The 24808-nt window shown below is 67.1% G+C and carries 25 protein-coding genes; 13 read left to right on the top strand and 12 right to left on the bottom strand.

Going from position 1 to position 24808, the window contains the following annotated elements; translation table 11 throughout:
* Positions 1 to 71: 71 nt before the first annotated feature.
* Positions 72 to 650, top strand: coding sequence for a PACE efflux transporter (locus tag ACR81A_RS11595; RefSeq protein WP_440311880.1), 579 nt, complete (start codon positions 72 to 74; stop codon positions 648 to 650).
* An 88-nt stretch (positions 651 to 738) separates the two neighbouring features.
* Here ACR81A_RS11595 and ACR81A_RS11590 read toward each other — a convergent pair whose 3' ends face one another.
* Positions 739 to 1566 carry an SDR family oxidoreductase gene (locus ACR81A_RS11590; RefSeq protein WP_202380977.1) on the bottom strand — a complete coding sequence of 276 codons (828 nt, stop codon included), beginning with the start codon at positions 1564 to 1566 and terminating at the stop codon, positions 739 to 741.
* 11 nt (positions 1567 to 1577) lie between these two features.
* Positions 1578 to 2099 (bottom strand): MarR family winged helix-turn-helix transcriptional regulator, encoded by a 522-nt coding sequence (locus ACR81A_RS11585; protein ID WP_440311879.1) that lies wholly within the window; start codon positions 2097 to 2099, stop codon positions 1578 to 1580.
* A gap of 82 nt (positions 2100 to 2181) precedes the next feature.
* On the opposite strand from ACR81A_RS11585, the gene ACR81A_RS11580 reads away from it, so the two are divergent.
* Complete coding sequence (locus ACR81A_RS11580) at positions 2182 to 2829, top strand: NAD(P)H-binding protein (protein WP_440311878.1); 648 nt, start codon at positions 2182 to 2184, stop codon at positions 2827 to 2829.
* 27 nt (positions 2830 to 2856) lie between these two features.
* Here ACR81A_RS11580 and ACR81A_RS11575 read toward each other — a convergent pair whose 3' ends face one another.
* From ACR81A_RS11575 to ACR81A_RS11555, 5 genes are read right to left on the bottom strand one after another with little or no spacing between them, the layout of a single operon-like run.
* Positions 2857 to 3195 carry a GNAT family N-acetyltransferase gene (locus ACR81A_RS11575; RefSeq protein WP_337248912.1) on the bottom strand — a complete coding sequence of 113 codons (339 nt, stop codon included), beginning with the start codon at positions 3193 to 3195 and terminating at the stop codon, positions 2857 to 2859.
* A gap of 5 nt (positions 3196 to 3200) precedes the next feature.
* Entirely contained in the window at positions 3201 to 4280 is a 1080-nt protein-coding gene (locus ACR81A_RS11570) for a pirin family protein (protein ID WP_440311877.1), read from the bottom strand.
* Positions 4281 to 4329: 49 nt separating this feature from the next.
* Positions 4330 to 5088 carry a lysophospholipid acyltransferase family protein gene (locus tag ACR81A_RS11565; RefSeq protein WP_440311876.1) on the bottom strand — a complete coding sequence of 253 codons (759 nt, stop codon included), beginning with the start codon at positions 5086 to 5088 and terminating at the stop codon, positions 4330 to 4332.
* Entirely contained in the window at positions 5085 to 5621 is a 537-nt protein-coding gene (locus tag ACR81A_RS11560) for an NUDIX hydrolase (protein ID WP_440311875.1), read from the bottom strand. Before ACR81A_RS11560 ends, ACR81A_RS11565 begins: the two co-directional genes overlap by 4 nt.
* Before the next feature lie 21 nt (positions 5622 to 5642).
* Positions 5643 to 6401 (bottom strand): M15 family metallopeptidase, encoded by a 759-nt coding sequence (locus ACR81A_RS11555; protein WP_440313147.1) that lies wholly within the window; start codon positions 6399 to 6401, stop codon positions 5643 to 5645.
* 97 nt (positions 6402 to 6498) lie between these two features.
* Here ACR81A_RS11555 and ACR81A_RS11550 point away from each other — a divergent pair, with 97 nt between their 5' ends.
* Entirely contained in the window at positions 6499 to 7797 is a 1299-nt protein-coding gene (locus ACR81A_RS11550; RefSeq protein ID WP_440311874.1) for a CapA family protein, read from the top strand.
* Between the two features lie 50 nt (positions 7798 to 7847).
* Here ACR81A_RS11550 and ACR81A_RS11545 read toward each other — a convergent pair whose 3' ends face one another.
* Positions 7848 to 8699 (bottom strand): carbon-nitrogen family hydrolase, encoded by an 852-nt coding sequence (locus ACR81A_RS11545; protein WP_202380983.1) that lies wholly within the window; start codon positions 8697 to 8699, stop codon positions 7848 to 7850.
* 139 nt (positions 8700 to 8838) lie between these two features.
* On the opposite strand from ACR81A_RS11545, the gene ACR81A_RS11540 reads away from it, so the two are divergent.
* Genes ACR81A_RS11540 through ACR81A_RS11530 form a run of 3 tightly spaced genes read left to right on the top strand, consistent with a single transcriptional unit; the run spans position 8839 to position 11088 of the window.
* Entirely contained in the window at positions 8839 to 10236 is a 1398-nt protein-coding gene (locus ACR81A_RS11540; RefSeq protein ID WP_440311873.1) for a glycosyltransferase family 2 protein, read from the top strand.
* The gene (locus ACR81A_RS11535; protein ID WP_202380985.1) at positions 10233 to 10523 is read left to right on the top strand and encodes a hypothetical protein; all 291 of its coding nucleotides are present in this window, start codon (positions 10233 to 10235) and stop codon (positions 10521 to 10523) included. Before ACR81A_RS11540 ends, ACR81A_RS11535 begins: the two co-directional genes overlap by 4 nt.
* The gene (locus ACR81A_RS11530; protein WP_202380986.1) at positions 10513 to 11088 is read left to right on the top strand and encodes an NUDIX hydrolase family protein; all 576 of its coding nucleotides are present in this window, start codon (positions 10513 to 10515) and stop codon (positions 11086 to 11088) included. Before ACR81A_RS11535 ends, ACR81A_RS11530 begins: the two co-directional genes overlap by 11 nt.
* Before the next feature lie 44 nt (positions 11089 to 11132).
* Here the strand turns inward: ACR81A_RS11530 and ACR81A_RS11525 are convergent, their stop codons facing one another.
* The 4 genes from ACR81A_RS11525 to ACR81A_RS11510 form a co-directional block, all read right to left on the bottom strand.
* The gene (locus ACR81A_RS11525) at positions 11133 to 11585 is read right to left on the bottom strand and encodes a SprT-like domain-containing protein (RefSeq protein ID WP_202380987.1); all 453 of its coding nucleotides are present in this window, start codon (positions 11583 to 11585) and stop codon (positions 11133 to 11135) included.
* The gene (locus ACR81A_RS11520; RefSeq protein WP_440311872.1) at positions 11578 to 12432 is read right to left on the bottom strand and encodes a spermidine synthase; all 855 of its coding nucleotides are present in this window, start codon (positions 12430 to 12432) and stop codon (positions 11578 to 11580) included. The genes ACR81A_RS11525 and ACR81A_RS11520 overlap by 8 nt, the downstream gene beginning before the upstream one ends.
* Positions 12433 to 12453: 21 nt before the next feature.
* A complete protein-coding gene (locus ACR81A_RS11515; RefSeq protein ID WP_237462404.1) occupies positions 12454 to 12693 on the bottom strand; it encodes a glutaredoxin domain-containing protein in 240 nt (79 codons plus the stop codon).
* Between the two features lie 196 nt (positions 12694 to 12889).
* The gene (locus ACR81A_RS11510) at positions 12890 to 13600 is read right to left on the bottom strand and encodes a phosphatase PAP2 family protein (protein WP_440311871.1); all 711 of its coding nucleotides are present in this window, start codon (positions 13598 to 13600) and stop codon (positions 12890 to 12892) included.
* Between the two features lie 209 nt (positions 13601 to 13809).
* On the opposite strand from ACR81A_RS11510, the gene rpoB reads away from it, so the two are divergent.
* From rpoB to rpsG, 7 genes are all read left to right on the top strand, one after another.
* Positions 13810 to 17307: a DNA-directed RNA polymerase subunit beta gene (gene rpoB, locus ACR81A_RS11505; RefSeq protein WP_440311870.1), complete on the top strand. Its 3498-nt coding sequence runs from the start codon at positions 13810 to 13812 to the stop codon at positions 17305 to 17307.
* A gap of 35 nt (positions 17308 to 17342) precedes the next feature.
* Positions 17343 to 21236, top strand: a complete 3894-nt coding sequence (locus tag ACR81A_RS11500) for a DNA-directed RNA polymerase subunit beta' (protein ID WP_440311869.1) — start codon at positions 17343 to 17345, stop codon at positions 21234 to 21236.
* A 225-nt stretch (positions 21237 to 21461) separates the two neighbouring features.
* Positions 21462 to 22499 (top strand): hypothetical protein, encoded by a 1038-nt coding sequence (locus ACR81A_RS11495; protein WP_202380993.1) that lies wholly within the window; start codon positions 21462 to 21464, stop codon positions 22497 to 22499.
* Positions 22496 to 22978: a hypothetical protein gene (locus ACR81A_RS11490; RefSeq protein WP_202380994.1), complete on the top strand. Its 483-nt coding sequence runs from the start codon at positions 22496 to 22498 to the stop codon at positions 22976 to 22978. Before ACR81A_RS11495 ends, ACR81A_RS11490 begins: the two co-directional genes overlap by 4 nt.
* Before the next feature lie 2 nt (positions 22979 to 22980).
* Positions 22981 to 23616 carry a spermidine/putrescine ABC transporter substrate-binding protein gene (locus ACR81A_RS11485; protein ID WP_202380995.1) on the top strand — a complete coding sequence of 212 codons (636 nt, stop codon included), beginning with the start codon at positions 22981 to 22983 and terminating at the stop codon, positions 23614 to 23616.
* Between the two features lie 293 nt (positions 23617 to 23909).
* Complete coding sequence (gene rpsL, locus ACR81A_RS11480; protein ID WP_025134286.1) at positions 23910 to 24281, top strand: 30S ribosomal protein S12; 372 nt, start codon at positions 23910 to 23912, stop codon at positions 24279 to 24281.
* Positions 24281 to 24751 (top strand): 30S ribosomal protein S7, encoded by a 471-nt coding sequence (gene rpsG, locus ACR81A_RS11475; protein ID WP_202380996.1) that lies wholly within the window; start codon positions 24281 to 24283, stop codon positions 24749 to 24751. Before rpsL ends, rpsG begins: the two co-directional genes overlap by 1 nt.
* Positions 24752 to 24808: the final 57 nt, after the last annotated feature.

Below are 24808 nucleotides of genomic sequence, written 5' to 3'. Positions count from 1 at the left end.
CTGTATCCGCGCATAGCGTGAGTGTCCAAAGGGGGCGCTCCGCGGACAGTAGGTCTCTCTGGAGTGATACCGTGACCGCCACCGGCCACACCTCAAGCGCGCTCGCGCCGTCCCTGTCCACCGTCGCAGACACGATCGCCGAGGTCGTCGATACCGCGACGAACCGCGTCGTGGGAAGCGGCTCCGCTGAGCGCCCGCGGCGCTTCTTCCAGGCGCACCCCGTGCTCCGTCGTGTCACCTTCGTGGCCGGCTACGAGGGCCTCAGCGTGCTCTTCACCGTCGTGGTGCTGAGTTCGCTGCTCGGCCACGGCGGCGGGCAGTCCACGCTCACCGCGGTGCTGCTCTCCACGACCGCGACCATCTGGAACTACGTCTGGAACACTATCTTTGAGTCGATCGAGCGCCGCACCGGCGCCACGGGTCGCGGTGCGGGATCCCGTGCGCTCCACGCGATCGGGTACGAGGGCGGGGTGCTCTTCTTCACGATCCCGCTCGTCATGTTCATGCTCGGGCTGGGCTTCGTGGAGGCGATCCTGCTCGAGGGCGGGCTGCTCGTCTTCTTCCTCGTGTTCACGGTGGTCTACACCTGGGCGTTTGACCGTGTGTTCGGGCTGCCGGCCTCGGCGCTCGCGGCGCACGACGCCGAGTAGGCCGCAGGCTCGCTGCGGCATCCATGCGCCGCGGGCGCGTAGCCGGGGACTCCCGACCACGCGCCCGCGGCGTCGTGTGTTCCGAGGATTAGGACATGATCTTCGCGAAGGTATCGCGGATGCCCTGCTCGTTCCATGACCAGATGTCGTCCCCACGCAGTACTGCGTCGGCGCCGCCGTCGCAGTAGATCGTCTGGCCACAGCAGTGCGTGTTCTGCTCGGAGGTGAGCCAGATCAGCAGGTTGGCGATGCTCTCGGGTGGCTGATGCGAGTTCAGCGGCATCGGCACGGAGCGGTCCACCAACTGTCGGCCTTCCTCGCTCGAGAGCAGCTCCTGGGTCATTGGGGTGATCACCGTGCCGGGTCCAACCGCGTTCACGGGGATGCCCGCGCCCGCCCAGCGAGCAGTGGGGGCTTCGCGGCGCACCCAGCGGGAGATCGCCTGCTTCGAGGATGAGTAGATGAGGTTGCCGGTCTGTGGATCGGCCTCGAGCTGCTCTGCGATCGCGCGGGCGGCGGCTTCGTCGCCGCTGAGCAGCGCGTCGACGAGTGGTGGTGCGACCGGCTGCAATGACGCCATTGAGGAGATGAGTGCGACGCGGGGTGCAGCTGACTGCGTGAGCGCCGGCTGCATCGCCTCCAGGAACTCGGTCATGCCGAAGTAGTTCACCGATGCGGTGATCACCTTCGGGATGGCGAGGCCCGCGCACGCGATGACCGCATCGACGGTGCCGCCCGCCAGGCGGGTGGCCTCCTCTGCTGCAGCGATCCGACCCTCACGCGTGGACAGATCGCCGGATACCTCGACGCCCTTCAGGTCGACCCCGATCACGGTGTTTCCGGCCTCCCGGAGCAACTGCGTGGTGGTCTTGCCGATTCCGGAAGCGGCTCCCGTGACAACATAGATGCGTGGCATGAGTGTTCCTTTCACTGTGGTGGTGTTGCGAGTAGCCCCGCCACAAAGCGGGGAAGCAGTGCGGTGAACGTGCGGAGGTCTTCGGCATCCCAATCAAGCGTTGCCGCCGTGATCATCGCGACCCCGGCGCCGAACAGCTTTTCGAAGATTTCTTGTCCGCGCCGAGAAAGCCCGATCGACACCGAGCGTCGGTCGTGCGGTGTCGCGTTGCGGGCGAGGAGGTCGACGCTCTCGAGCCGTGCGATGAGCTTCGAGGCGGACGGGCGGCTGAGGTGAAGGTCGTCTGCCAGCTTGCTCGGGGTGGTTTCCCCCTGTGCGATGCCCAGCAGGTACAGCGCGCGCACCGCAACCGGGTCGAGGGTAATCCCCGATGCGCCGACCACGCTGCGCTGCATCTCCTGCGATGACCAGTGCGAGATGAGGCGGGTGAGTGCGAGGAGCACCTCCCCGGTCTCGCGTGTGCTCGGCCGCCGGGTGGGCTCAGGTTTCGAGAGCTCCGGATCGTAGGCATCTCGGAGCGGCGTGTTCACCATGCCTCGCACTCTACGCCCGATAGTTGCCCGAGGCAACTATATTTTCCTCGCGACTTTCAGGCTTGAGGCCTAGGGTGGCCGCATGGCACGCATCATTCTCTTCGGCGGCCACGGCCGCGTCGCACTCTTGACCGAACCGCTCCTGGCCGCACGCGGCGACCAGGTCACGGCAATCATCCGATCCGCAGACCAGGCCGAGGCGGTGATCGCCGCTGGTGCGACGCCGCACGTCGCTGACGTTGAGACGCTCGACGAGCACGCGATCGCCGAGCTCATCATCGGGCACGACGCGGTCGTGTGGTCGGCCGGCGCCGGGGGCGGGAACCCCGCGCGCACGCGCGCCGTGGATCAGGACGCCGCAATTCGCACGATGACCGCGTCGGCGCTCGCTGGGGTACCGCGATTCATCATGGTGTCGTACTTTGGGTCTTCGCCAGACCACGGAGTTCCCGAGGACCACTCGTTCTACGCGTACGCCGAGGCGAAGGCTGCAGCAGATGAGCACCTCCGCAGCACCGCCCTTGACTGGACTGTTCTCGGGCCGAGCACATTCACTGCAGATGCGGGGACCGGGCTCATCGAAGCGCGCGCCGAGGCGTCGAGTTCGGTGTCACGCGCAAACGTCGCCGCGGTCATCGCGGCAACGCTCGCCGATGCCGGAACGACGCATCGCACGATCCGCTTCAACGACGGCGAGACACCGATCCTGCACGCGCTCGCCGCGCGCTAACACGCCCACCAGGGCTGGGGGAAAACGTTAGGGGGCGTCCGGCCACTCGATCGTTGCGTCGAAGTCCGGGTGGCGGCGCAGCCAGGCGGCGACAAACGGGCAGCGCGGAATGATGATGAGTCCCTCGGCGCGGGTCTGCTCGAGCGCGGCGGAGACCAGCGTGCCGCCCAGCCCACGGCCACCGAATGCCGGGTCGATCTCCGTATGCATGAAGTCGCGGCGCGTGCCGCCCGCGCGGCTGCGGTACTCGGCAAAGCCGGCGAGCTCGCCCTCGACGGTCACGGCAAAGCGCTGCTTTGCGGGCTCGTGGATCACCTGGATCTGGTCGCTCATGTGGAACTCCTTCGGTCGTGGGTGGGAGGGGATAAGAACTACTGCCGGCGCGGCACGAGCTTCGTGATGGGCAGCGGTGGCGCCGGGAGCGGGGGCGCAGGCTCATCGTCGGGCAGCGCGAAGCGCAGCGGGTCGACGGGCGCCGCGTGGTTGCGGGCCGAGCCGGGGTGGCTTGCTGAGGGGGCGTCGTTGGCGGGGTCGGCGACTCCGGCGGCGGCGATTCGCGCCTGCCAGTCGGCTCGTGCCCGCGCAATCTCATCGTGGCTGCGCCCCATGAAGTTCCACCACATGATCAGCTGCTCACTGAGCGGTTCGCCCCCGATGAAGAGCAGGCGTGCTCCGTCAGGGCCTGCGGTGAGGCAGATGGTCTCGACGCCGAGCGGTGCAAAACCGAGTTCGGTGGGGGCGATCGGGAGCTCCTGCGCATGCTCGCCGCTGCCACGCATCAGCGTGACGCTGCCGGCGTCAACGAGCACCGCGTGCTCGAACCCTGCCTGCACCTGCAGCGGCAGCACGGCGCCCGGCTCGAGCCGCAGTTCAGCGCCCACGAGCGGGGAGAACGTGGCAACGGGGGAACGCTCGCCAAGCAACTCGCCGAGGAACACCTGCGCAGCCCAGCCGAGGCCGCGCTTGGTGGGCGGTTCATAGTGCGCAAAGCCCGGGTCGGTGTCGGCGGCACCCTGCGGCAGCGCAACCCACAGCTGCGCACCGTGGAGCACGGTCGTGGTCTTCGTGGAGCGCTCCGAGTGGCTGATACCGCGGCCCGCGGTCATGAGATTCAGCTCGCCCGGGCGCACGAAGGCGTGGTGCCCCGCGCTGTCGCGGTGCTCGATCTCGCCGGAGAACAGCCAGCTGACGGTTTGCAGGCCCGTGTGAGGGTGCGCGGCGACGTCCATGCCGCCCGACACCGACACGTCTTCGGGGCCGTAATGGTCCAGGAAGCACCACGCCCCCACAAACGACCGTGCACGCTGAGGGAGGGTCCGCCGCACGTTCATGGCGCGTACGCCGCCGAGCGGAACATCGCGGGGCTCGATGATCATGGGTGGCTGCGCCGCACCCGCCTCATCGCGGTTGGCGCAGAGCGTCTCCTCGGGCGCAGCCTCTGGGTTGCTCATCGGGACTCCCTTCGGACGCTGCGATCCTGATCGAGATCGCAGATCACTCTCAGTCTGTCACGCGGTCTTGCGAACGTGGCTGAACGCTCGGGCGCCGCGAGCGAACATCGTCAGGCGCGCTGGGTGCGTACACGCCGGCGCGCGCCTGTCCTGTGAGCTGCTGGATCGCGCGCATGATGCGTTCAGTTGCCTCCCGCCTCGCCTGCCCGGCAGGAAGCTCTGCGAGATCTGCGAGTGGCACGGGAGCCCCGTAGCGCACCGCAACCCGCGGCGGGCGGGAGCTGTCGGGGTTGCGCAGCGCGCGGTTGGTGCCGACGAGCCCCACGGGAACGACCGTCGCACCCGTCTCAAGTGCCAGCCACGCCGCCCCGCCCCGCCCGCGGTAGAGCCGACCGTCACGGGAGCGGCTGCCCTCGGGAAACACGACGAACACCTCGCCCGCGGCGAGCACTTCGCGCCCTGCCTCGAGTGCGAGCTGAGCCGCGTTCGACGCCTCGCGGTGCACGGGCACCGCGCCGATGCCGCGGAAGAACCAGCTGCCCAGCCGCCCCTCGAAAAGCGACGCCTTGGCGAGGAACTGCACCTTGCGCCGCGAGGTGGTGGGGATCAGTACGGTGTCGAGGCCGGAGAGATGGTTGCTCGCGAGCAGCACCGGACCGGCCTTGGGAATGTGCGTGCGGCCGGCGACCCGGGGGCGGTAGCGCATCCAGAGGAGCGGGCGGAGCAGCGCGCGGCCGATGAAGAACACCGGGCCCGGTCGAGCACGACTGCGCTCGGGCCGCACCTCGTCCGCCTCGCGCTCGGTCACGATATTGAGGGTTCGGTCGTCGTGGGGTCCGCCGTCGCGGCTCCCGCCGCCTGCTCGGCGAGTAGCGCAGGGAACACCAGCTCCGTGTTCAGCGGCGCGAGATCGTCGCGAGCGAGGGTTGGATCGACCCACTCGAGCTGTGCGATCTCCGCCTGCGGCGTCGCGGTGGCCGCTTCGGGCACCAGTGGGTGCTCGAATACGGTCGCCTCAACGAGATGACCAGGCTCGTTTGCGGCTGCCGTGCGGAACACACCGAGAGGGCGCAGCGCAGCGCGATCCAGTGCGAGGTCCAGCTCTTCCGCGCACTCGCGCACTGCGGTGTCGCGGGGATCCTCACCGGGTTCGTGCTTGCCGCCGGGGAGCATCAGCGCGCTCGTGCCGCGCTTGCGGACGTTGAGCACGCGCCCAAGCTCGTCACGCAGCACCACCGCGCTCACCCGAATGATGCGGGCCTCCGCGCCTCCGCGCTCCGCGGTGTGCTCGCGGGTGCTCGCCGGGACTGTGGACTGCGAAGAGTCGGGTGCGTTGCTCATTCGATGATGATAGCCGCGCCGCTAGTTCAGGTAGGTGGGTGCCGCTGGCAGCTCGAAGAACTCCTCGAGTGTCGTCGTGCCCGTACGCTCCATCTCCGCGGCAAGCTCTGGGCCGACGTACCTGAAGTGCCAGGGCTCTGGGGTGAAACCGGTGATTTCCGGCTTGCCAACCGGGTACCGCACGATGAAGCCGTAGTCCGCAGCGTGTTCACCGAGCCAGGCTCCCGCTGGGGTATCGCCGAAGCACGCGTCGAGGTAGCACGCACCGTGGTCATCGAGGTCAACGACGAGGCCGGTCTGATGCTCGGAGTGCCCGGGGCGCGCGGAGTACGTGTCTGCCGCGGCGGCACCGTCGCGCGCAACATAGTTGTCATAGAGCGCCACCTGTGTCGCGTAGTCGCGGTAGGCGCTGATGACGCGAACCTCGTGGCCCGCCTGCGCGGCGCCCGCGATCAGGGCCTCCACGGCGCGTGCCGCGGGCTCGCGGAGGGGCTGTGAAAACTCGTTCTCGATCCCCTCAGGCATGACGAGGTCGCTCGGCGCGAAGTCCACGGGAGCGAGCGGCCGCGCCTTGTTGCTCACCACCCAGATCGAGGCTGGGTCGTCGAGCGAGTGCGCGGCGCGATCGAACGCGGGATCCTCACTGGACGCAGGCGGTGCGGGCTCGGGTGCGGGCTCCGAAGCGGGGGACGTGTCGCTCGGGCTCGGGCCTGCCTCGCCCACGGGCTCGGGGGCACAGCCGGCAACACTGAGGCTGAGTGCGAGGGCCGTGCCGAGCATGAGGAACGTTCGAAGCGGCCGGGCGGCGCGGTCGGCAGAGCAGAGGTGACGCATGGCGCCAGCCTAGTCGCGGCTGGGCCGCGGCTAGGCTGAGTGCATGACGGATGGCAGAGATCAGCACACGCCGATGCCGGGCAGCGAAGATCCTGGTCGCGCACGAGTTCGACGCGAAATGTCGCGCGGCAAGAAGCTGACGGTGTGGATCGCGGTCGCCGCGCTCGTGTTGGCGGCAGCCGCGGCGGGGGCGCTGGCGCTCCTTCCGAAGCGGGCCGAGGCCCCGGCCGCGTCTCCGAAGCCGACGCAGGCGCCAACTGAGGCACCGACGCCAAGCCCCGATCCCACGCCCGCGTCACCCGCCCCCGTGCACATGATTGCCATGGGCGACATGCTGCCGCACGACGCCGTGAACGCGGCCGCTGAGCAGCAGGGCGGCAGTTACGACTACGCGCAGTTCTTTGCGGGGATTCGTGCGCAGCTCGATGCAGCCGATGTGACCTTCTGTAACCAGGAGGTGCCGAGCGCCGGGGTCGAGTTCGGCATCAGCGGCTATCCCACGTTCAACGCGCCTACCGAGTTCGCGCGCGATCTGCGTGGCGGCGCAGGGTGCGATCTCGTGAACACCGCAACGAACCACACCGCCGACAAGGGCACCGCTGGCATCGCCGCCACCCGGGCCGCGTGGGACGGCCTCGCGCCCGCGGTGGTCTCAGGGGCAAACCGCAGCGCGGCCGAGCAGCGCGAGGTGCACGTCTTCGACGCCGAGGGCGTGAACGTCGCACTCATCTCGTTTGCCGAATACTCGAACGCACCCATCGACGGGGTATCGCTCAACATGATGTCGGATACTGCCCTCGTCACCGAGTTGCTGGAGAAAGCACGTGCCGCAGCCGATGTCGTCGTGGTGTCGGCGCACTGGGGCACCGAGGACTCGCACGAGGTGAACGATGCGCAGCGCGCCTTCGCGCAACAGGTTGCGGATCTCGGCGCAGACGTGGTCATTGGAACCGGTCCGCACGTGCTGCAGCCCGTCACCTGGCTCGACCGTGCGGGCGGCGGCCGCACCCTCGTCTGGTACTCGCTCGGCAACATGCTCAACACGCAGCTCGAGCTCGATCAGCGCACCGGTGTGATCGCGGCCTTCGACCTCGTGCGCGAGGCCGAAGGTGGGCCGGTGCGGGTGGAGTCGCCCACCGCGGTACTCACGTACATGCATTACGACTGGAGTGCAGAGGAGGAAGCCGCGGGTGATCTGATGGCACGAAAGAACCTGAGCATCACGCCGCTCGCCGGGGCGGATGCGCTGCTTGAACGCACGCGCTTCGGAACGACCGCGGCCGCGCAGGTGGCAGCATCCACAGCGATCCTCGGCCCCGACGTGCAGGTGATGCCGGAGTAGGCCGGCCCGGCGCGGGCTCGGCTGATCGGTGCTCGCGCTCGGCGCCTGCGCTAGGCGCTGAGCCCGCGGTACCGTGCGGCGTCGAGCCGGTCAGCGATCACCGGGAACTCCGTGCGAACGGCGGCGCTGCGGCCGAGGTCGACCTCGACGATGCGCACTTCCTCGTCAGCGCCGAGCTCGGCGAGCACCACGCCCGCGGGATCCACGATGCGGCTGTATCCGCCCAGCTCGACGTCGCCCTGTGCGCCGCACGCGTTGACCGCGACGACCCACATTTGGTGCTCAATCGCACGGGCCTGCGTGAGCACGCGCCAGTGCTCTCGCCGCGCGGCGGGCCAAGCCGCCGGGACGATGACGGTTTCTGCGCCGCGGTCGCTGAGCTCCTGCCAGAGCCCAGGGAAACGGAGGTCGTAGCACGTGATGCTCGCGGTGGGGCCGAGCGTGCTGCTGCTCACGCCAAGCGAGGTGCCCGGCGTGAGCAGCTCGGACTCGAGCGACTGATAGCCGAACACGTGGATCTTGCGGTAGGTCTGTGCGATTTCTCCGGTCGCGTCGACGAGCACGGCGGTGTTGTGCAGCGCGCCGTCGGCGGCGCGCTCGATGATGCTGCCGAGATGGATCGACGCACCGAGCTCGCGTGCGAGGTGCTGCGCCATCGCCACGGTCGGACCAGCAAGCGTCTCTGCAAGCTCGTCGTAGCGCTCAAACGAGAAGTACCCCGCGCTCCACAGCTCCGGCAAGACGTAGAGATCGGCGCCGGGGTGCGCGCGCAGCAGTCCGGCGACCCGCGCGATTCGTTCTTCGCGTGACTCCGAACGCGGGCTCGCGATCTGCACGAGAGCGACGCGGCGCGGCTGCGCGGTGGCCAGGGAGTTGGGGTGCTGCGCTGCGGGGGAAGACATGCTTCCACCATAACTCGGCACGGCAAGTCACTGCCGGCCGCGTGGCCTGGAATAATTGGCGCTGGCGCGGTGTGGTGCCGCCGGGGACGAAAAGAGTGACGTGCGCGGACACAGATTTCAACGCGGAGTGGGTCTCCTCGTGCTACTCATTGTGGTTGCGGCTGCGGCGATCCTGATCTGGGTCGTTTCGGCGACCGAACCGCCGCCGCTCTGGGCTCCTGCACACGCCACGCTCGCTGGCGTGTGGACCGTGCTCTACAACTCGCAGCTGCCCTCAACAAGCGTGTTGCTCACCGCGATCGCGATCGCGCTGCTTGTTGGCGCTGGGATTGCGCTCGTGGAGCGTTTCGTGACGAACCGGTATCGTCGCAGTCCCGCGACCGTGCAGCGTCGTGTCCTCACCCCGCGGCGTGTGATGGCGGAGACGCGGGGCGTGTACCACGGGCCGGTCACAGTGACCGTGCTGATCCCGGCGCACAACGAGGAAGCGGCACTTCCCGGGGCCCTCGCTTCGCTCGCTGCGCAAACGCGCCGCCCAGACCGCGTCATCGTCGTCGCAGACAACTGCACCGACAAGACTGTTGAGGTTGCCCTCAACGCGGGAGTTGACGTACGTGAGACCGTCGCGAATCAGCACAAGAAGGCAGGCGGACTTAACCAGGCGCTGCGCGAACTCCTTCCGAAGCTCGGCCCGAATGACACGGTGATGATCATGGACGCGGATACCGGGCTCGGGGAGAAGTTCCTCGAGACCGCAGAGCGCCGCTTCACTGACGACCGAGCGCTGATGGCGGTCGGAGGCCTATTCCACGGGGAGGACGGGCACGGCCTCATCGGGCAGTTTCAGCGCGACGAGTACACGCGCTATGCGCGGCAAATCGAGCGGCGACAGGGGCGCCCGTTCGTGCTGACGGGAACTGCTACGGTCTTCCGATCCGCTGCGCTGCGCGCGGTTGCCTCTGCGCGTGGTGTTGATCTCCCCGGCATTGCCGGCGATGTGTACGACACCGTCGCGTTGACGGAAGACAACGAACTCACCATCGCGTTGAAGTCGTTGGGGGCACTGATGACCTCGCCGAGCGAGTGCACGGTGACGACAGAACTCATGCCGAACTGGCGGATGCTGTGGGCGCAGCGCCTGCGTTGGCAGCGCGGTGCGCTCGAGAACCTGGGTGCGTATGGGCTGACGCCCGTCACGTTTCGCTACTGGGCACAGCAGCTCGGGATCGGGTACAGCACGATTGCACTGTCAAGCTACCTCGCACTCATGATCATCATGCTGCTCGCGATGGACACCTGGGTGTGGTTTCCCTTCTGGTTGGGTGTGGGCGCGCTCTTTGTGCTCGAACGCGTAGTGACCGTCTGGCGGGGCGGGTGGCGTGCACGACTGCTCGCGCTCACTGTCTTCCCTGAATTGGCCTACTCGCTCTTCCTGAACATTGTGTTCTTGAAGGGCATCCTCGATATCAGCCTGGGGCGGCAAGGAGCCTGGAAACACCTGCCGAGCCCTGAGAAGGCGGGAAGTGCCGACGCATGAACGCGGAGATGGTGCATACGGTGATCCGGCATGGCGGCATCCTGTTCGAACAGAGCCTGCTGAGCGAACCCTGGTTCACCGTGTTCGCGACGTTCGTGGCGATCAACACACTCGGATATGTTGCGATCACCGTTGCGAAGGTGCTGCCGCTGCCGAAGTTCGGTCGCCGCAGCGGGCGGAATCGGCGGGCTGAGACGCGCGGGATCGTGCCTGACAATCTGGCACGGGAGATCGGTGATCCGGCGGATCCGCGGCTTCGTGGGGCACAATGGCCTCATGAGCATTGACACCGCCGAACTGCCGGAACCCGAGGGGCCCGAGGATCGCCCGGCGCCCGCGGGGAACCCTGGCTGGCTGAGCGCGGAGGAGCTTGAGTTCGTGCGTGGGCGACTGCCCATCGTGTACGTCGAGGCGGTTCCCGTGCGCCTGGACGGGCTCGGCCAGGTGTCAGAGGTGGGGTTGCTGCTGCGCAGCACTCCGGACGGCGTGATGACCCGCGCTTTCGTGTCGGGCCGCGTGCGTTTCGGCGAGCCGCTGCGTGAGGCGCTGTTCCGGCATCTCGAGGACGATCTGGGGCCAATGGCGTTCCCGCAGATGCCCACGGCTCTGGTGCCCGTGCAGGTGGCCGAGTACTTTCCGATGCCGGGCATCTCTGCGTTCGTTGATGAGCGCCAGCACGCGGTGTCGCTCGTGTATGTGGTGCCGGTGACGGGCACGTGTAACCCGCGACAGGACGCCCTCGAAGTCACCTGGATGGCGCCGGAGGAGGCGCTCTCGGCGGACACGCTCGCCGAGCTCGGCGGCGGCCGGGGTGCATTGCTGCGCCAGGCGCTCGCCAGCGTCGGCTGCTAGCCGGATTCTGACTTCCGTGAGCGCCGCGCTGCTCGTGCCGGCGGTCAGGCGCGTCGGCGCCAGGCGATGAGGTGCTTGGGGGAGAACCCGCGGCTGCACTTGCCGCACGAGGTCTGCCGCGTGGGGCGGCGAAAACGATAGTGCTCGTGGCCCCCCGGACACTGGCCGACCCAGGGCGCATGCTCGTGAGCGATCTCGCCGTCGTGGGTGCGGCCGCCGACATACCCGAGCTCGGCCGCGATGCGACGCCAGGACGGGCCGTGCCCCGCGGTGGGGCCCGCGATTGCGTGCGCCACCTCGTGTAGGAGCACCTGATGGATCTCGTCGTCCTCGAACTTTGCGGCGAGGTAGCGCGACACGGTGATCCGGTGATCCGTGAAGTTGCACTGCCCAGCCCGGCGCTTCGCGTGGTCGAAGCCAAACGACCACAGCGCTGGGTCGAGGTGCGTGCGGATCAGGGCGTCGGCCCACACTCGCACTCGGGCGAGGTCAGCCACGTTCGAACAGCTCCCGAGCGGGCAGCGGCGAGGCGACCGCCGTCTCGTCGGTGATCGCGCGAGCTCCGCGGCTGAAGTCTCGAAACTCCTGGCCCACGAGCATGCGCGCTGGGTGCGGGCCGCCCGCGAGGAGGCGCGGCAGCCAGTCGAGCGCCTCGAGGTCCGTCTGCGACGCAACGAACACGACGTTGCCGAAGCGGCGTCCCTTGAGGACCTGCGGTTCCGCGATCGCGGCGACCGAGGTGAAGAGTTGGGCCAGCGTAGCCGCCTGGCCGCGGACGAACGGGAGGCCCGCACCGTCAGCGGCGTTCACGACAACCAGCCCGTTCGGGGCGAGGAGCGGCCGAATGAGCTCGTAGAACTCGATGCTCGAGACGTGAGCCGGGGTCTGCGCGCCCGCAAAAATGTCGACGACGACGAGGTCCATAGCGCCCTGCATGCCGGCCGGGAGCTTGCTGAGCACCGCGCGCGCATCGCCGCGGCGAACACGAATGCTCGCGCGCTTCGGGAGGGGGGCAGCCTCGCGCACGAGGTCAACGAGCGCACCCTCGAGTTCAACGACCTGCTGCCGGCTTCCGGGGCGAGTGGCCTCGACGTAACGCGGCAGCGTGAACGCTCCGCCGCCGAGATGCAGCGCTGAAATCGGTGCACCGGGCGTGCGGAAGAGGTCGATCACGTGACCGATCCGGCGGATGTATTCGAAGAACAGTTCGCTCGGGTCTGCCAGATTGACGTGCGACTGCGGTGTGCCGTCAACGACAAGTTGGACGGCACCGGGAACCCAGCGATCTTCCTCGACCTCCGCGCTCAGCCCCGAGGACAGCGTGATCGGCTCCGGCAGGTTCATCGCTGTGCACCTCGCGTGGGGTCAGGCACGCCCGAGCCCGAGCTCTTCGATTTTGCGCTGCAGGTCAGCGTTCGACGGCTCAACCTGGTGGCTGGCGTCGGGATACAGAATCACGGGAATGTTCGTGCGGCCGCTGATGTCTTTTGCCACGTCCGCTGCAGCCGGATCCTGCACCAAATCGACGTACCGGTACTGCACCCCGGCGCGGTCGAAGATCATCTTGGCGCGGCGGCAGTCGCCGCACCAATCGGCGCCGAACATCACCGTTTCGTTCGGCGTGGTATCGCCCTGCGCGGTGGTGTCGCCCTGCCCCGCGGTGTCATTCTGATCGATCATGCCGTCATCCTACGCGCGCTCGAGCGAAGCCGAGGGGCATTCCGCGGCGGGCGTAGTGCGCCGTGGAAAACTCCGAGTTTCGGGCCCGGGATGCCGGGTGTGAGCGAGAGGCGTGCGATCGTCAGCTCGTGCGGCGACGGCCCAGGGTAGGCGGCGGCGCGTTGCGGAACCACAGCCACCGAGACAGAATCGCCACGCATGCGCCGAGGAGACCGCCGGCGAGCACGTCGCTCAACCAGTGCGCGTGGAGCGCCGTGCGGCTCCACATCATGAGGAGCGGCCAGGCGCACGCGAGCACCCACGTCAACCGAGTGATCCGCGCGGAGACCTCTGGGGCGTACGCAACGACGAGCGCAATCGAGACCGCGAGTGATGCTGCGCCGAGCGAGTGACCTGAGGGGAAGGAACTGCCGTGCACCGGGTAGAGCTGATCCCAGGGCCTCGGGCGCAGCGCGAACGACTTCAGCGCCTCCGAGAGCAGCACCCCGCCGAGCATCGCCGTTGCCACTGCTGCGGCATCACGGCTCCGCCGAATCGCGAGGAGGAGCGCTGCGACGATCGCGGCGCAGGCCGCCGCGCCGAGGCCCCCGCCGATCTCGGCAAAGAACACGGCGACAGCGTAGGGGAGCGAACCCCGAGTGACTCCGGCAACGCCGTGCCACCACACATCCACACCGAATGGACCGCCGGTCGTGAAACGGAAGAAGCAACTCACCCCGATGACGAGCGCGACTCCTACCCAGGCCCAGGGCGCCGCGGCACGAAGCCGCCGGCTCTGTAGGGCAGGCGTCGCGGCTGATCGCGGGGCCGATTTGGGGGAGAGGGAAGCCATGTCGATACCCTAGAGGGTTGGCGCTGGACAGTCCGTGAAGATCCTGTTATTATCAATAGTTGCACTTCGGACACTAGTGTGCCTGCATATGGCGGTGGGCCCCGGGAGCTGGCGCGAAAGCGCAGATGAGCCCCGAATTGTGTTTCGTTACATGCAATTCTCGCAAGACCAGGTCAACCGGCCCGACGGGGCCCACGGAGGTAGTTTCCTTGGCTGCTGCGCGCAACGCATCGTCATCCACCCAACCGAAGAACGGGCGCGCCCACCAGCGCCTCTCCTTCGCCAAGATTTCCGACACGCTGTCGGTGCCTAACCTGCTGGCACTGCAGCTCGAGAGCTTCGACTGGCTCGTCGGTAACGATGTCTGGAAGGAGCGCGTCGCCGAAGCCCAGGCCGAGGGACGCGACGACATCGCACTGAAGAGCGGTCTGGAGGAGATCTTCGACGAGATCTCCCCGATCGAGGACAACGCTGGCACCATGCAGCTGTCCTTCGAGAACCCGATTCTCGACGAGCAGAAGTTCACCATCGAGGAGTGCAAGGAGCGCGGCAAGACGTACGCGGCTCCGCTGTACGTCGAGGCGGCGTTCTACAACACCGAGACGCAGGTGCTCAAGAGCCAGACGGTCTACATGGGCGATTTCCCCATCATGACCGACAAGGGCACGTTCATCATCAACGGCACCGAGCGCGTCATCGTCTCGCAGCTCGTCCGGAGCCCCGGCGTGTACTTCGACCGCACGCAGGAGAAGACCTCCGATAAGGACGTCTTCACCGCTCGCGTGATCCCGAGCCGCGGTGCGTGGCTCGAGTTCGAGGTCGACAAGCGCGACCAGGTCGGCGTGCGTATCGACCGCAAGCGCAAGCAGTCGGTCACCGTGTTCCTCAAGGCGCTCGGCATGACGAGCGAGGAGATCCTCGAGGAGTTCGCCGGCTACGAGTCGATGGCTCTGACGCTCGAGAAGGACGGCATCCTCACTCAGGAGGAAGCCCTCAAGGACATCTACCGCAAGCAGCGTCCGGGCGAGCAGGTGGCCATCGAGGCTGCGCGTGCGCTCCTCGACAACAGCTACTTCAACCCGAAGCGCTACGACCTTGCCAAGGTGGGTCGCTACAAGATCAACCGCAAGCTCGGGATCGATGCACCCATCACCGATTCGGTGCTCTCCCTCGAGGACATCGTCTCGACGATCAAGTACCTCGTTGGCCTGCACGCCGGCACCGAGACGCTCCCCGGCGTCCGTGACGGCGAGGTCATCGACGTGCGTCTCGATACCGATGACATCGATCACTTCGGCAACCGTCGTATCCGCGCGGTTGGCGAGCTGATTCAGAACCAGGTCCGCACCGGTCTCTCGCGCATGGAGCGCGTGGTCCGCGAGCGCATGACCACGCAGGACATTGAGGCGATCACGCCGAACACCCTGATCAACACGCGTCCCGTGCTGGCCGCGATCAAGGAGTTCTTCGGCACTTCGCAGCTGTCGCAGTTCATGGACCAGAACAACCCGCTCGCGGGTCTGACGAACAAGCGTCGTCTTTCCGCGCTCGGCCCCGGCGGTCTCTCGCGTGACCGCGCAGGCGTCGAGGTGCGAGACGTTCACCCCTCGCACTACGGCCGCATGTGCCCCATTGAGACCCCTGAAGGCCCGAACATTGGTCTGATCGGTGCACTCGCAACCTTCGCGCGCATCAACGCGTTCGGCTTCATCGAGACGCCGTACCGCCGCGTGCTCCAGGGCAAGGTCACCGACCAGGTGGACTACCTCACCGCGCACGAGGAGGACGAGTACCTCATCGCGCAGGCCGGCGCCCCGCTCACGAAGGACGGCAAGTTCTCCGAGAAGCAGGTGCTCGCGCGCCCCCGTGGCTCCGAGGTGGTGCTCGTCGACGCCGAGCGCGTGGACTACATGGACGTCTCGCCGCGCCAGATGGTGTCGGTTGCGACCTCGCTGATCCCGTTCCTCGAGCACGACGATGCGAACCGCGCCCTCATGGGTGCCAACATGCAGCGTCAGGCCGTGCCGCTCGTCCGTTCCGAGTCGCCCGTTGTGGGCACCGGTATGGAGGGCTACGCCGCAATCGACGCCGGTGACGTGGTCACCGCGGCGAAGGCGGGCGTTGTTGCAGACGTCTCGGCTGACGTCGTCACCATCCAGGAGGATGAGGGCGGCACGAAGAGCTACTTCATGCGCAAGTTCGACCGCTCGAACCAGGGCACGAACTACAACCACCGCGTGATCGTCAAGGCTGGCGAGCGGATCGAGGCCGGCGAGGTTATCGCCGATGGCCCCGCAACGGAGAACGGCGAGCTCGCGCTCGGCAAGAACCTCCTCGTCGCGTTCATGTCCTGGGAGGGTCACAACTTCGAGGACGCGATCATCCTGAGCCAGAACCTGGTGAAGGACGACACGCTCTCGTCGATCCACATCGAGGAGTATGACGTTGATGCCCGCGACACCAAGCTCGGCAAGGAGGAGATCACCCGTGACCTCCCGAACGCCAGCATGGAGGCGCTCAAGGACCTCGACGAGCGCGGCATCATCCGCATCGGCGCCGAGGTTGCGCCCGGCGACATCCTCGTCGGCAAGGTCACGCCGAAGGGCGAGACTGAGCTCTCAGCTGAGGAGCGCCTGCTCCGTGCGATCTTCAACGAGAAGAGCCGCGAGGTGCGCGACACGTCGCTGAAGGTGCCGCACGGCGTCTCCGGCACGGTCACGTCCGTCAAGGTCTTCGACGCGGAGAACGACAACGACGACGAGCTCGGCTCGGGTGTCAACCAGCGCGTGGTGGTCTACATTGCGCAGAAGCGTAAGATCACCGAGGGCGACAAGCTCGCAGGCCGTCACGGCAACAAGGGCGTCATCTCGAAGATCCTCCCCGTTGAGGACATGCCGTTCCTCGCGGACGGTACGCCGGTTGATGTCATCCTGAACCCGCTCGGTATCCCCGGCCGAATGAACTTCGGTCAGGTCCTCGAGATCCACCTCGGCTGGATCGCGAAGCAGGGCTGGAAGGTCGACGGGTCTCCCGAGTGGGCTGCGAAGCTCTCCGAGGCAGCGCTCGAGGCTGCGCCGAACACGAAGGTCGCGACCCCCGTGTTCGACGGTGCGTCGGAGGCGGAGATCGCAGGTCTTCTCGATTCGACCCTCGAGACCCGCGATGGCGAGCGTCTCATCGGTTCGAGCGGCAAGACCCGCCTGTTCGATGGTCGCTCCGGCGAGCCGTACCCGTACCCGATCTCGGTCGGCTACATGTACATCCTGAAGCTGCACCACCTGGTCGACGACAAGATCCACGCGCGTTCGACGGGCCCCTACTCGATGATCACCCAGCAGCCGCTCGGCGGTAAGGCCCAGTTCGGTGGCCAGCGCTTCGGTGAGATGGAAGTGTGGGCACTCGAGGCCTACGGCGCCGCATACGCGCTGCAGGAGCTCCTGACGGTCAAGTCCGACGACATCCTGGGTCGCGTGAAGGTCTACGAGGCCATCGTGCGCGGCGAGAACATTCCGGAGCCGGGCGTGCCCGAGTCGTTCCGAGTGCTCATGAAGGAGATGCAGTCGCTCTGCCTGAACGTCGAGGTGCTCGGGGCTGACGGCAACGCCGTCAACCTGCGCGACAACGACGATGAGGCTCACCGTACGGCAGAAGAGCTCGGCATTAACCTGTCCAGCCGCTTCGAGACCTCGTCTGTGGACGAGATCTAAGCCGGACCAGACTTTTAGCTACCAAGGAGAACATTTTGCTCGAGGGTACGAGTTTTAACGAGCTGCAGATCCGCCTGGCGACCGCCGAGGATATCCGCAGCTGGTCGTTCGGTGAGGTTAAGAAGCCGGAGACCATCAACTACCGCACGCTGAAGCCGGAGAAGGACGGCCTGTTCGGCGAGCAGATCTTCGGTCCCAGCCGGGACTGGGAGTGCGCTTGTGGCAAGTACAAGCGTGTCCGCTACAAGGGCATCGTGTGTGAGCGCTGTGGCGTCGAGGTCACGAAGTCGTCGGTGCGCCGTGAGCGTATGGGCCACATCGAGCTCGCCGCGCCGGTTACGCACATCTGGTACTTCAAGGGTGTGCCGTCGCGTCTCGGCTACCTGCTCGATATGGCGCCGAAGGACCTCGAGAAGGTCATCTACTTCGCTGCGTACATGATCATCGACATCGATGAAGAGGGCCGCCACGAGGATCTCGCTGAGCTTGAGGCCGAGCTGCGGCTCGAGCTGAAGGCGCTCGAGGACCAGCGCGACATCCAGATCGCTCAGCGTCAGCAGCAGGCCGAGTCTGACCTCGCCGCGCTTGAGGCAGAGGGGGCGAAGGCTGATCAGCGTCGCCGCGCAGAGGCGTCCGCTGAGAAGGAAATGACCGCCATCCGCAAGGGCTTCGACGACGACATCGCTCGTCTGCAGCGCGTGTGGGAGGACTTCCGCAACCTGAAGGTCGGCGACCTCAAGCCCGAGGACGCGGTCTTCGCGGACCTCATGGACCGCTACGGCGATTACTTCGAGGCCTACATGGGCGCCGAGGCGATCAAGAAGCGCCTTGAGGCATTCGATCTGGAGGCTGAGGCGGAGACGCTGCACCTGCAGATTGCTGAGGGCAAGGGCCAGAAGAAGATCCGCGCGATCAAGCGCCTGAAGGTCGTCAGCGCCTTCCTGCAGACGGGTGCAAGCCCGGCCGCAATGGTGCTCGACGTTGTTCCGGTGATCCCGCCGGAGCTGCGCCCGATGGTGCAGCTCGACGGTGGCCGCTTCGCGACCTCGGATCTCAACGATCTGTACCGCCGCGTGATCAACCGCAACAACCGTCTGCGCCGCCTGCTTGACCTCGGGGCTCCCGAGATCATCGTGAACAACGAGAAGCGCATGCTGCAGGAAGCTGTCGACGCACTGTTCGACAACGGCCGCCGCGGCCGCCCCGTCACGGGCACCGGCAACCGTGCGCTCAAGTCGCTCTCCGACATGCTGAAGGGCAAGCAGGGCCGGTTCCGTCAGAACCTGCTCGGCAAGCGCGTCGACTACTCGGGCCGTTCGGTCATCGTTGTCGGCCCGCAGCTGAAGCTGCACCAGTGTGGTCTGCCCAAGCAGATGGCGCTTGAGCTCTTCAAGCCGTTCGTGATCAAGCGCCTCATGGATCTGTCGCACGCGCAGAACGTGAAGGCCGCGAAGCGTATGGTGGAGCGCGCGCGTTCCGAGGTCTGGGACGTGCTCGAGGAGATCATCCGCGAGCGCCCCGTGCTGCTCAACCGTGCACCGACCCTGCACCGCCTCGGTATCCAGGCGTTCGAGCCGCAGCTCGTTGAGGGCAAGGCGATCCAGCTGCACCCGCTCGTGTGTGCCGCGTTCAACGCCGACTTCGATGGTGACCAGATGGCAGTGCACCTGCCGCTCTCGGTTGAGGCGCAGGCTGAGGCCCGCGTGCTCATGCTCGCGTCGAACAACATCCTGAAGCCGTCGGACGGCCGCCCGGTGACCCTGCCCTCGCAGGATATGATCATCGGTCTGCACCACCTGACGACCATCAAGGAGGGTGCGGTCGGCACCGGCCGTGCGTTTGGCTCGATCGCGGAGGCAATCCTCGCGATGGACGAGGGTACCCTCGACCTCGGCGCCAAGGCGAAGATCCGTCTTATCGGCTACACCGATGCCCAGGGTGTGACCCACGACAAGCCCGTGCTCGTCGAGACCTCGCTCGGTCGCGCGATCTTCAACGAGGCGCTGCCCGCGGACTACGTCTACTTCGAGGCTGTGGCCGACAAGGGCTCGCTCTCGACTCTGGTCAACGACCTGGCCGAGCGCTACCCGAAGGTGGAGGTCGCTGCGACCCTCGACCGCATCAAGGACGCCGGCTTCTACTGGGCTTCGCGCTCGGGCGTGACGGTTGCCCTGTCGGACATCGTGACGCCGTCGAACAAGGCAGAGATCATCGCGGAGCACGAGAAGCGCGCCGCGAAGGTTCAGCGCGACTACGATCGCGGCATGATCCAGGACAGCGAGCGCCACAAGGCACTCACCGAGATCTGGACGGAGGCAACCGACGAGGTCGCCGCCGCGATGCGCGACGCGTTCCCCGCGGACAACACCATCTTCCGTATGGTGTCGTCGGGTGCTCGTGGTAACTGGCTGCAGATCCGCAACATCGCCGGTATGCGTGGCCTGGTGTCGAACCCGAAGGGCGAGATCATCCCCCGCCCGATCATCAACTCCTACCGCGAGGGCCTGTCGGTGGCGGAGTACTTCATCGCGACCCACGGTGCGCGAAAGGGTCTGGCCGATACCGCTCTGCGTACCGCTGACTCGGGGTACCTGACCCGTCGTCTGGTGGACGTTTCGCAGGATGTCATCATCCGCGAAGAGGACTGCCGCACCCGCCGTGGTCTCGACCTCCCGATCGCTGAAGCAGACGCCAACGGCGTGCTGGTCGGCGACGAGAACGTTGAGAACTCGGTCTACGCCCGTACGCTCGCAGCTGACGCTGTGGATCCCTCGGGTGCCACCGTTGCTGCGGCCGGCTCTGACGTGGGCGACGTGCTCATCGATCAGCTCATCGCCGCAGGCGTTACCGAGATCAAGGTGCGCTCCGTGCTCACCTGTGAGTCTGCGGTCGGCGTGTGCGCCACCTGCTACGGCCGTTCGCTTGCGACCGGTCAGCGCGTGGACATCGGCGAGGCTGTCGGTATCATCGCGGCACAGTCGATTGGTGAGCCCGGTACCCAGCTGACGATGCGTACCTTCCACACGGGTGGTTCGGCATCGGCTGACGACATCACGCAGGGTCTGCCCCGCGTGCAGGAGCTCTTCGAGGCGCGTACCCCGAAGGGCGCCTCCCCGATCGCCGAGGCCGCAGGCCGCGTGACGATCGAGGACACCGAGAAGAGCCGTCGCATCCTCCTCACGCCGGATGACGGCACCGAGGAGAAGGCGTACCCCGTGCTGAAGCGTTCGACGCTGCTCGTCGCGGACGGCGATCACGTCGAGCTCGGCCAGCCGTTCCTCGCGGGCACGCTGGATCCGAAGGACATCCTGCAGGTCGGCTCCACCGAGAATGGCAAGCACATTCCCGGTGAGCGCGCGGTGCAGAAGTACCTCGTTGAGGGCGTCCAGGGCGTGTACCGTTCGCAGGGCGTGCCGATCCACGATAAGCACATCGAGGTCATCGTGCGCCAGATGCTGCGCAAGGTCACCGTCGTCGACCACGGCGAGACCGAGCTGCTTCCGGGTGAGCTCGTTGATCGCTCGCGCTACCAGCGGATCAACCGCGAGGCGCTGATCGAGACGAAGCGCGTGGCAACGGCCCGTCCCGAGGTCATGGGTATCACCAAGGCCTCGCTCGCGACCGAGTCGTGGCTGTCGGCGGCTTCCTTCCAGGAGACCACTCGCGTGCTCACGCAGGCTGCGATGGAGGGCTCGAAGGATCCGCTGATCGGTCTCAAGGAGAACGTCATCATCGGTAAGCTCATCCCGGCCGGTACCGGCCTGAGCACCTACCGCGACGTGACCGTTGAGGCGACCGAGGAGGCGAAGGCGGAGCGCTACCCGAACCGCCTCTTCGCCACCGAGGGCACCTTCGACGAGAACGACCTCTCGTTTGTGGACTTCGACAGCTTCACGGCTGACGAGTTCAACCCCGGCAACTACAGCTAGGGCACCCGCCGGCTGAGTCGGCACGCACGCGCGCGGGCGCTCGCACTTCGGTGCGGGCGCCCGCGCTGCGTTTTTCGCGGGCGCTCGCGATCCCGATCGAGACACGCCGAATTTCGTGGCATCCGGGCGCGTACGCGGGCGAAAGCCCGCGCAAGCTTGTACTGTGGCGGCACAGACACCGCATTTGGTGATCCCAGATTCGGCGCAGCAACGAGAGGTGAACCCATGAGCGAGGACCGCGAGACGCCCGGCGCGAGGGCAGCGGAGACCCCCGAGGCCGCAGGTGTGCCCGGGGCGCCCGTCGAGGAAGTTCAGGCGAGCGAGACCGAGGTGCTGCGCGCTGTGCAGCGCTCGCGCGACACCGTTGCTGACGAGACCGCGACGCCCGCGAACGAGGCCGCTGCCGAGGCTGACTCGTCTGAGAACTCGGGGGAGGGCATCGCCGCTCCCGCGAGCGAGCTCGACGACGCAGAGCGCGCCCGCCGCGAGGTAGTCAGCGAGGTCGACACGCAGCTCGATATGAGCCCCGCGCCGACCGCGGCGCCGGCCGCTCCCGCGGTCGCACCGCAGTACGATGAGCTGCCGAGCGCGGCGCCCGCTGCGGTGCCGTTCGGTGCCGCGCTTCCGCCCGAGCGCGACGGCGAGATCCGTGTGAGCGCAGACCACCCGATGGCGGCGCTGTACACGCAGACGCCGATGCCGCCGGAGCTGCGCGGCAACCGCGGTGCGGGCGTACTCATCTCGCTACTCTCCACTGTGGTGTTCGCGGCGCTCTACCTCGGCGTTATTGCGGCATGGATCTCACAGTACTTCCCGCCGTCCACTTTTGTGGACGAGGGTCTGTTGCCGTGGCTCACCTCGCTCAGCTTCATCATTCCAGTCGCCACCTTCTTCATCGCGTCCGTGCTGCTCGTCCTGATCGTGGGCCGCGCTGGCTGGTGGGCATACGTGCTCGGCGGCTTCCTCGTGGCCGCGCTCGTGTGGGGCTCCGCGACGCTCTCGCTCGGTCAGTTCGGGACACCCTACGCGACGCCCGATGAGCTGCTTCCCGGGTTCTCGATCGGGATCGATTCCGCCATGACGCTCGTGCACCGCTTCGGCCTGACGGTGCCGGCCCTTGCCGCGGCAGCGGTGGCCCGCGAGGTGACCGTGTGGTTCGGGGCGTGGATCGGTGCCCGTGGTCGCCGCATGAAGCTGCGCAACGCGGAGGCGCTCGCGGAGTATGAGGCCGCACTCGCAGAGGTCCAGGCGACGCAGCCATGAGTGACGGGCCCCGCCGTGGGGTCACCCGCGGGTACGTGGGGGCCCTGATCCTCGCCGCAGTGATCGTCTGCGTCGCACTGCTCATCGCAGCGTGGGGCGGGCTGACACTTGCGCTGTCGCGTCCACCGGTCGCCACGGAGAGCGTGCCCGTGTGGGCTGCGCCGCTTGTGCTGTTTCTTGCGCTCGGGATGCTCGCGGCAGCCCTGTGGGGGCAAGCGCTCACGCTCCTGCGGGGTCGTCGCTCGCCAGCGTGGGGGCAGCTGATTGCCGTGGCGGCGGGCGCCTATCTGCTCTGGGGGCTCGGCGGAAGCCTTGCCGGAATGGACCAGGGCGACGCCTGGTTCAGCCCGTTCGGTGGCATCATTCCGATCATTTGGCTCCTCGCGCAGCTGCTGTTCTGGGCGGTGCTCGCGCGGCGCGTCTACACCGATCGGCCGCCGCCCCGCTGGCCGTGGGAGCGTGCGGAAGACGAGGAGTGAGCGTGGCGGCCACGATCGAGGATCGGGTCTCCGCGGCGGTCGACGCATGGCTGCGCTGGGTGCCCCGCTGGAGCCCCGGCACGCACCGCGGCCGCGCAAAGCCGTGCGCACGATGCACGGGATCCCCCTTCCTCACCGCGGCGGGGCTCTCCGGCGATGTACCGCACCAGGTCACGCACGCGCTCATCTCCCGGCTGCAGCGCATCATTGACCGGGAGGTGGATGAGTTCACCGCGGCAGCGCTCCCGGCGCTGCACGCGGAACTCACGCAGGACGAGCTCTGGCGCGCGGGCGGCTACGATCCCGCCGCGAATCTCGCGCCGGAGTACGAGGGGCTCGATCCCGATCCCGAACCGGGTGATGCGGCCCAGCCCTTCCTCTTCACTCTGACGGGTCTTGCTGAGGAGACACAGCCGGAGCCCCCGCTTCCGCGCCCGCCGCTCAGCTCCGACGAGAAGCGGCAGATCCGTGACGAGATCGGGCGAGCAGACGCGCACGCAGAGGAGTGCGGGCGTGCAGTGTGCTTTGCGCTGCTGACGCACCGCGAACGCATCACCTCGGCGGTCGCCCGTTTCATCGAACCACAGATCCGCGCGATGCTCGACGAGTTGAGTCTGGGACTTGAGCCGCCGCAGTAGCGGGCCATAGCACCGGATCGGATGGATCCTTGCGCGACCCGGCGCGAGCGCGTAAAGTTGCTTCTTGGTGTGCTCCAGCGTACTGAGCCGTGCCCGCATGGCAGTGGATGGGGGAGCGCACCATGGGATCACCGCCTCTCGGGGCGGTACCCCCACGGCATAGCTGCACTCGGGTGGAGACCTCGCGTTCGCGTGGGCAATCGACCAGCAGCTCCGCGTCCGCGCAAGCGGTCGCACATGCTCAAACCATTTGAAGCATTCCTGTCACCGTGCAGGAGTACATAGGAGAATCAGTGCCAACTATTCAGCAGTTGGTTCGCAAGGGCCGGTCGCCGAAGGTCTCAAAGACCAAGGCTCCCGCTCTGAAGGCGAACCCGCAGCAGGCCGGGGTGTGCACCCGTGTCTACACCACCACCCCGAAGAAGCCGAACTCGGCGATGCGTAAGGTCGCTCGTGTGAAGCTCCGTAACGGGACCGAGGTCACCGCCTACATTCCCGGCGAGGGCCACAACCTGCAGGAGCACTCGCTGGTGCTCGTGCGCGGTGGTCGTGTCAAGGACCTCCCCGGTGTCCGCTACAAGATCGTGCGCGGCGCGCTCGACACGCAGGCGGTCAAGGACCGTCAGCAGGCTCGTAGCCGCTACGGTGCAAAGAAGGTGAAGTAATGCCCCGTAAAGGTCCTGCTCCCAAGCGCCCTGTCGTCGCCGATCCCGTATACGGCGCCCCCATCGTGAGCCAGCTCGTCAACAAGATTCTTCTTGATGGCAAGAAGGGTCTCGCCGAGCGCATCGTGTACGGTGCACTCGAAGCAGTTGCAGAGAAGTCCGGTCAGGACGCTGTGACGGTTCTCAAGAAGGCGCTCGACAACGTGCGCCCCACCCTTGAGGTTCGTTCGCGTCGCGTCGGCGGCAGCACCTACCAGGTGCCCGTCGAGGTGAAGCCGCACCGCGCGAACACGCTCGCGCTGCGCTGGCTGACCAGCTACGCAAAGGCTCGTCGCGAGAACACGATGACCGACCGTCTCACCAACGAGATCCTCGATGCATCCAACGGCCTCGGTGCCGCTGTGAAGCGCCGCGAGGACACTCACAAGATGGCCGAGTCGAACCGCGCCTTCGCTCACTACCGCTGGTAAACACCACCCGGTAGAACCCAGCGGGTGGGGAGCAGCGCCTCGTGCGTTGATCCCCAC

The sequence above is a fragment of the Leucobacter chromiireducens genome (genome assembly GCF_051993095.1).
GTDB lineage: Bacteria > Actinomycetota > Actinomycetes > Actinomycetales > Microbacteriaceae > Leucobacter > Leucobacter chromiireducens.
The sequence above is the reverse complement of the archived record's forward strand: the minus strand, read 5'-3'. Positions and strand labels throughout refer to the sequence as shown.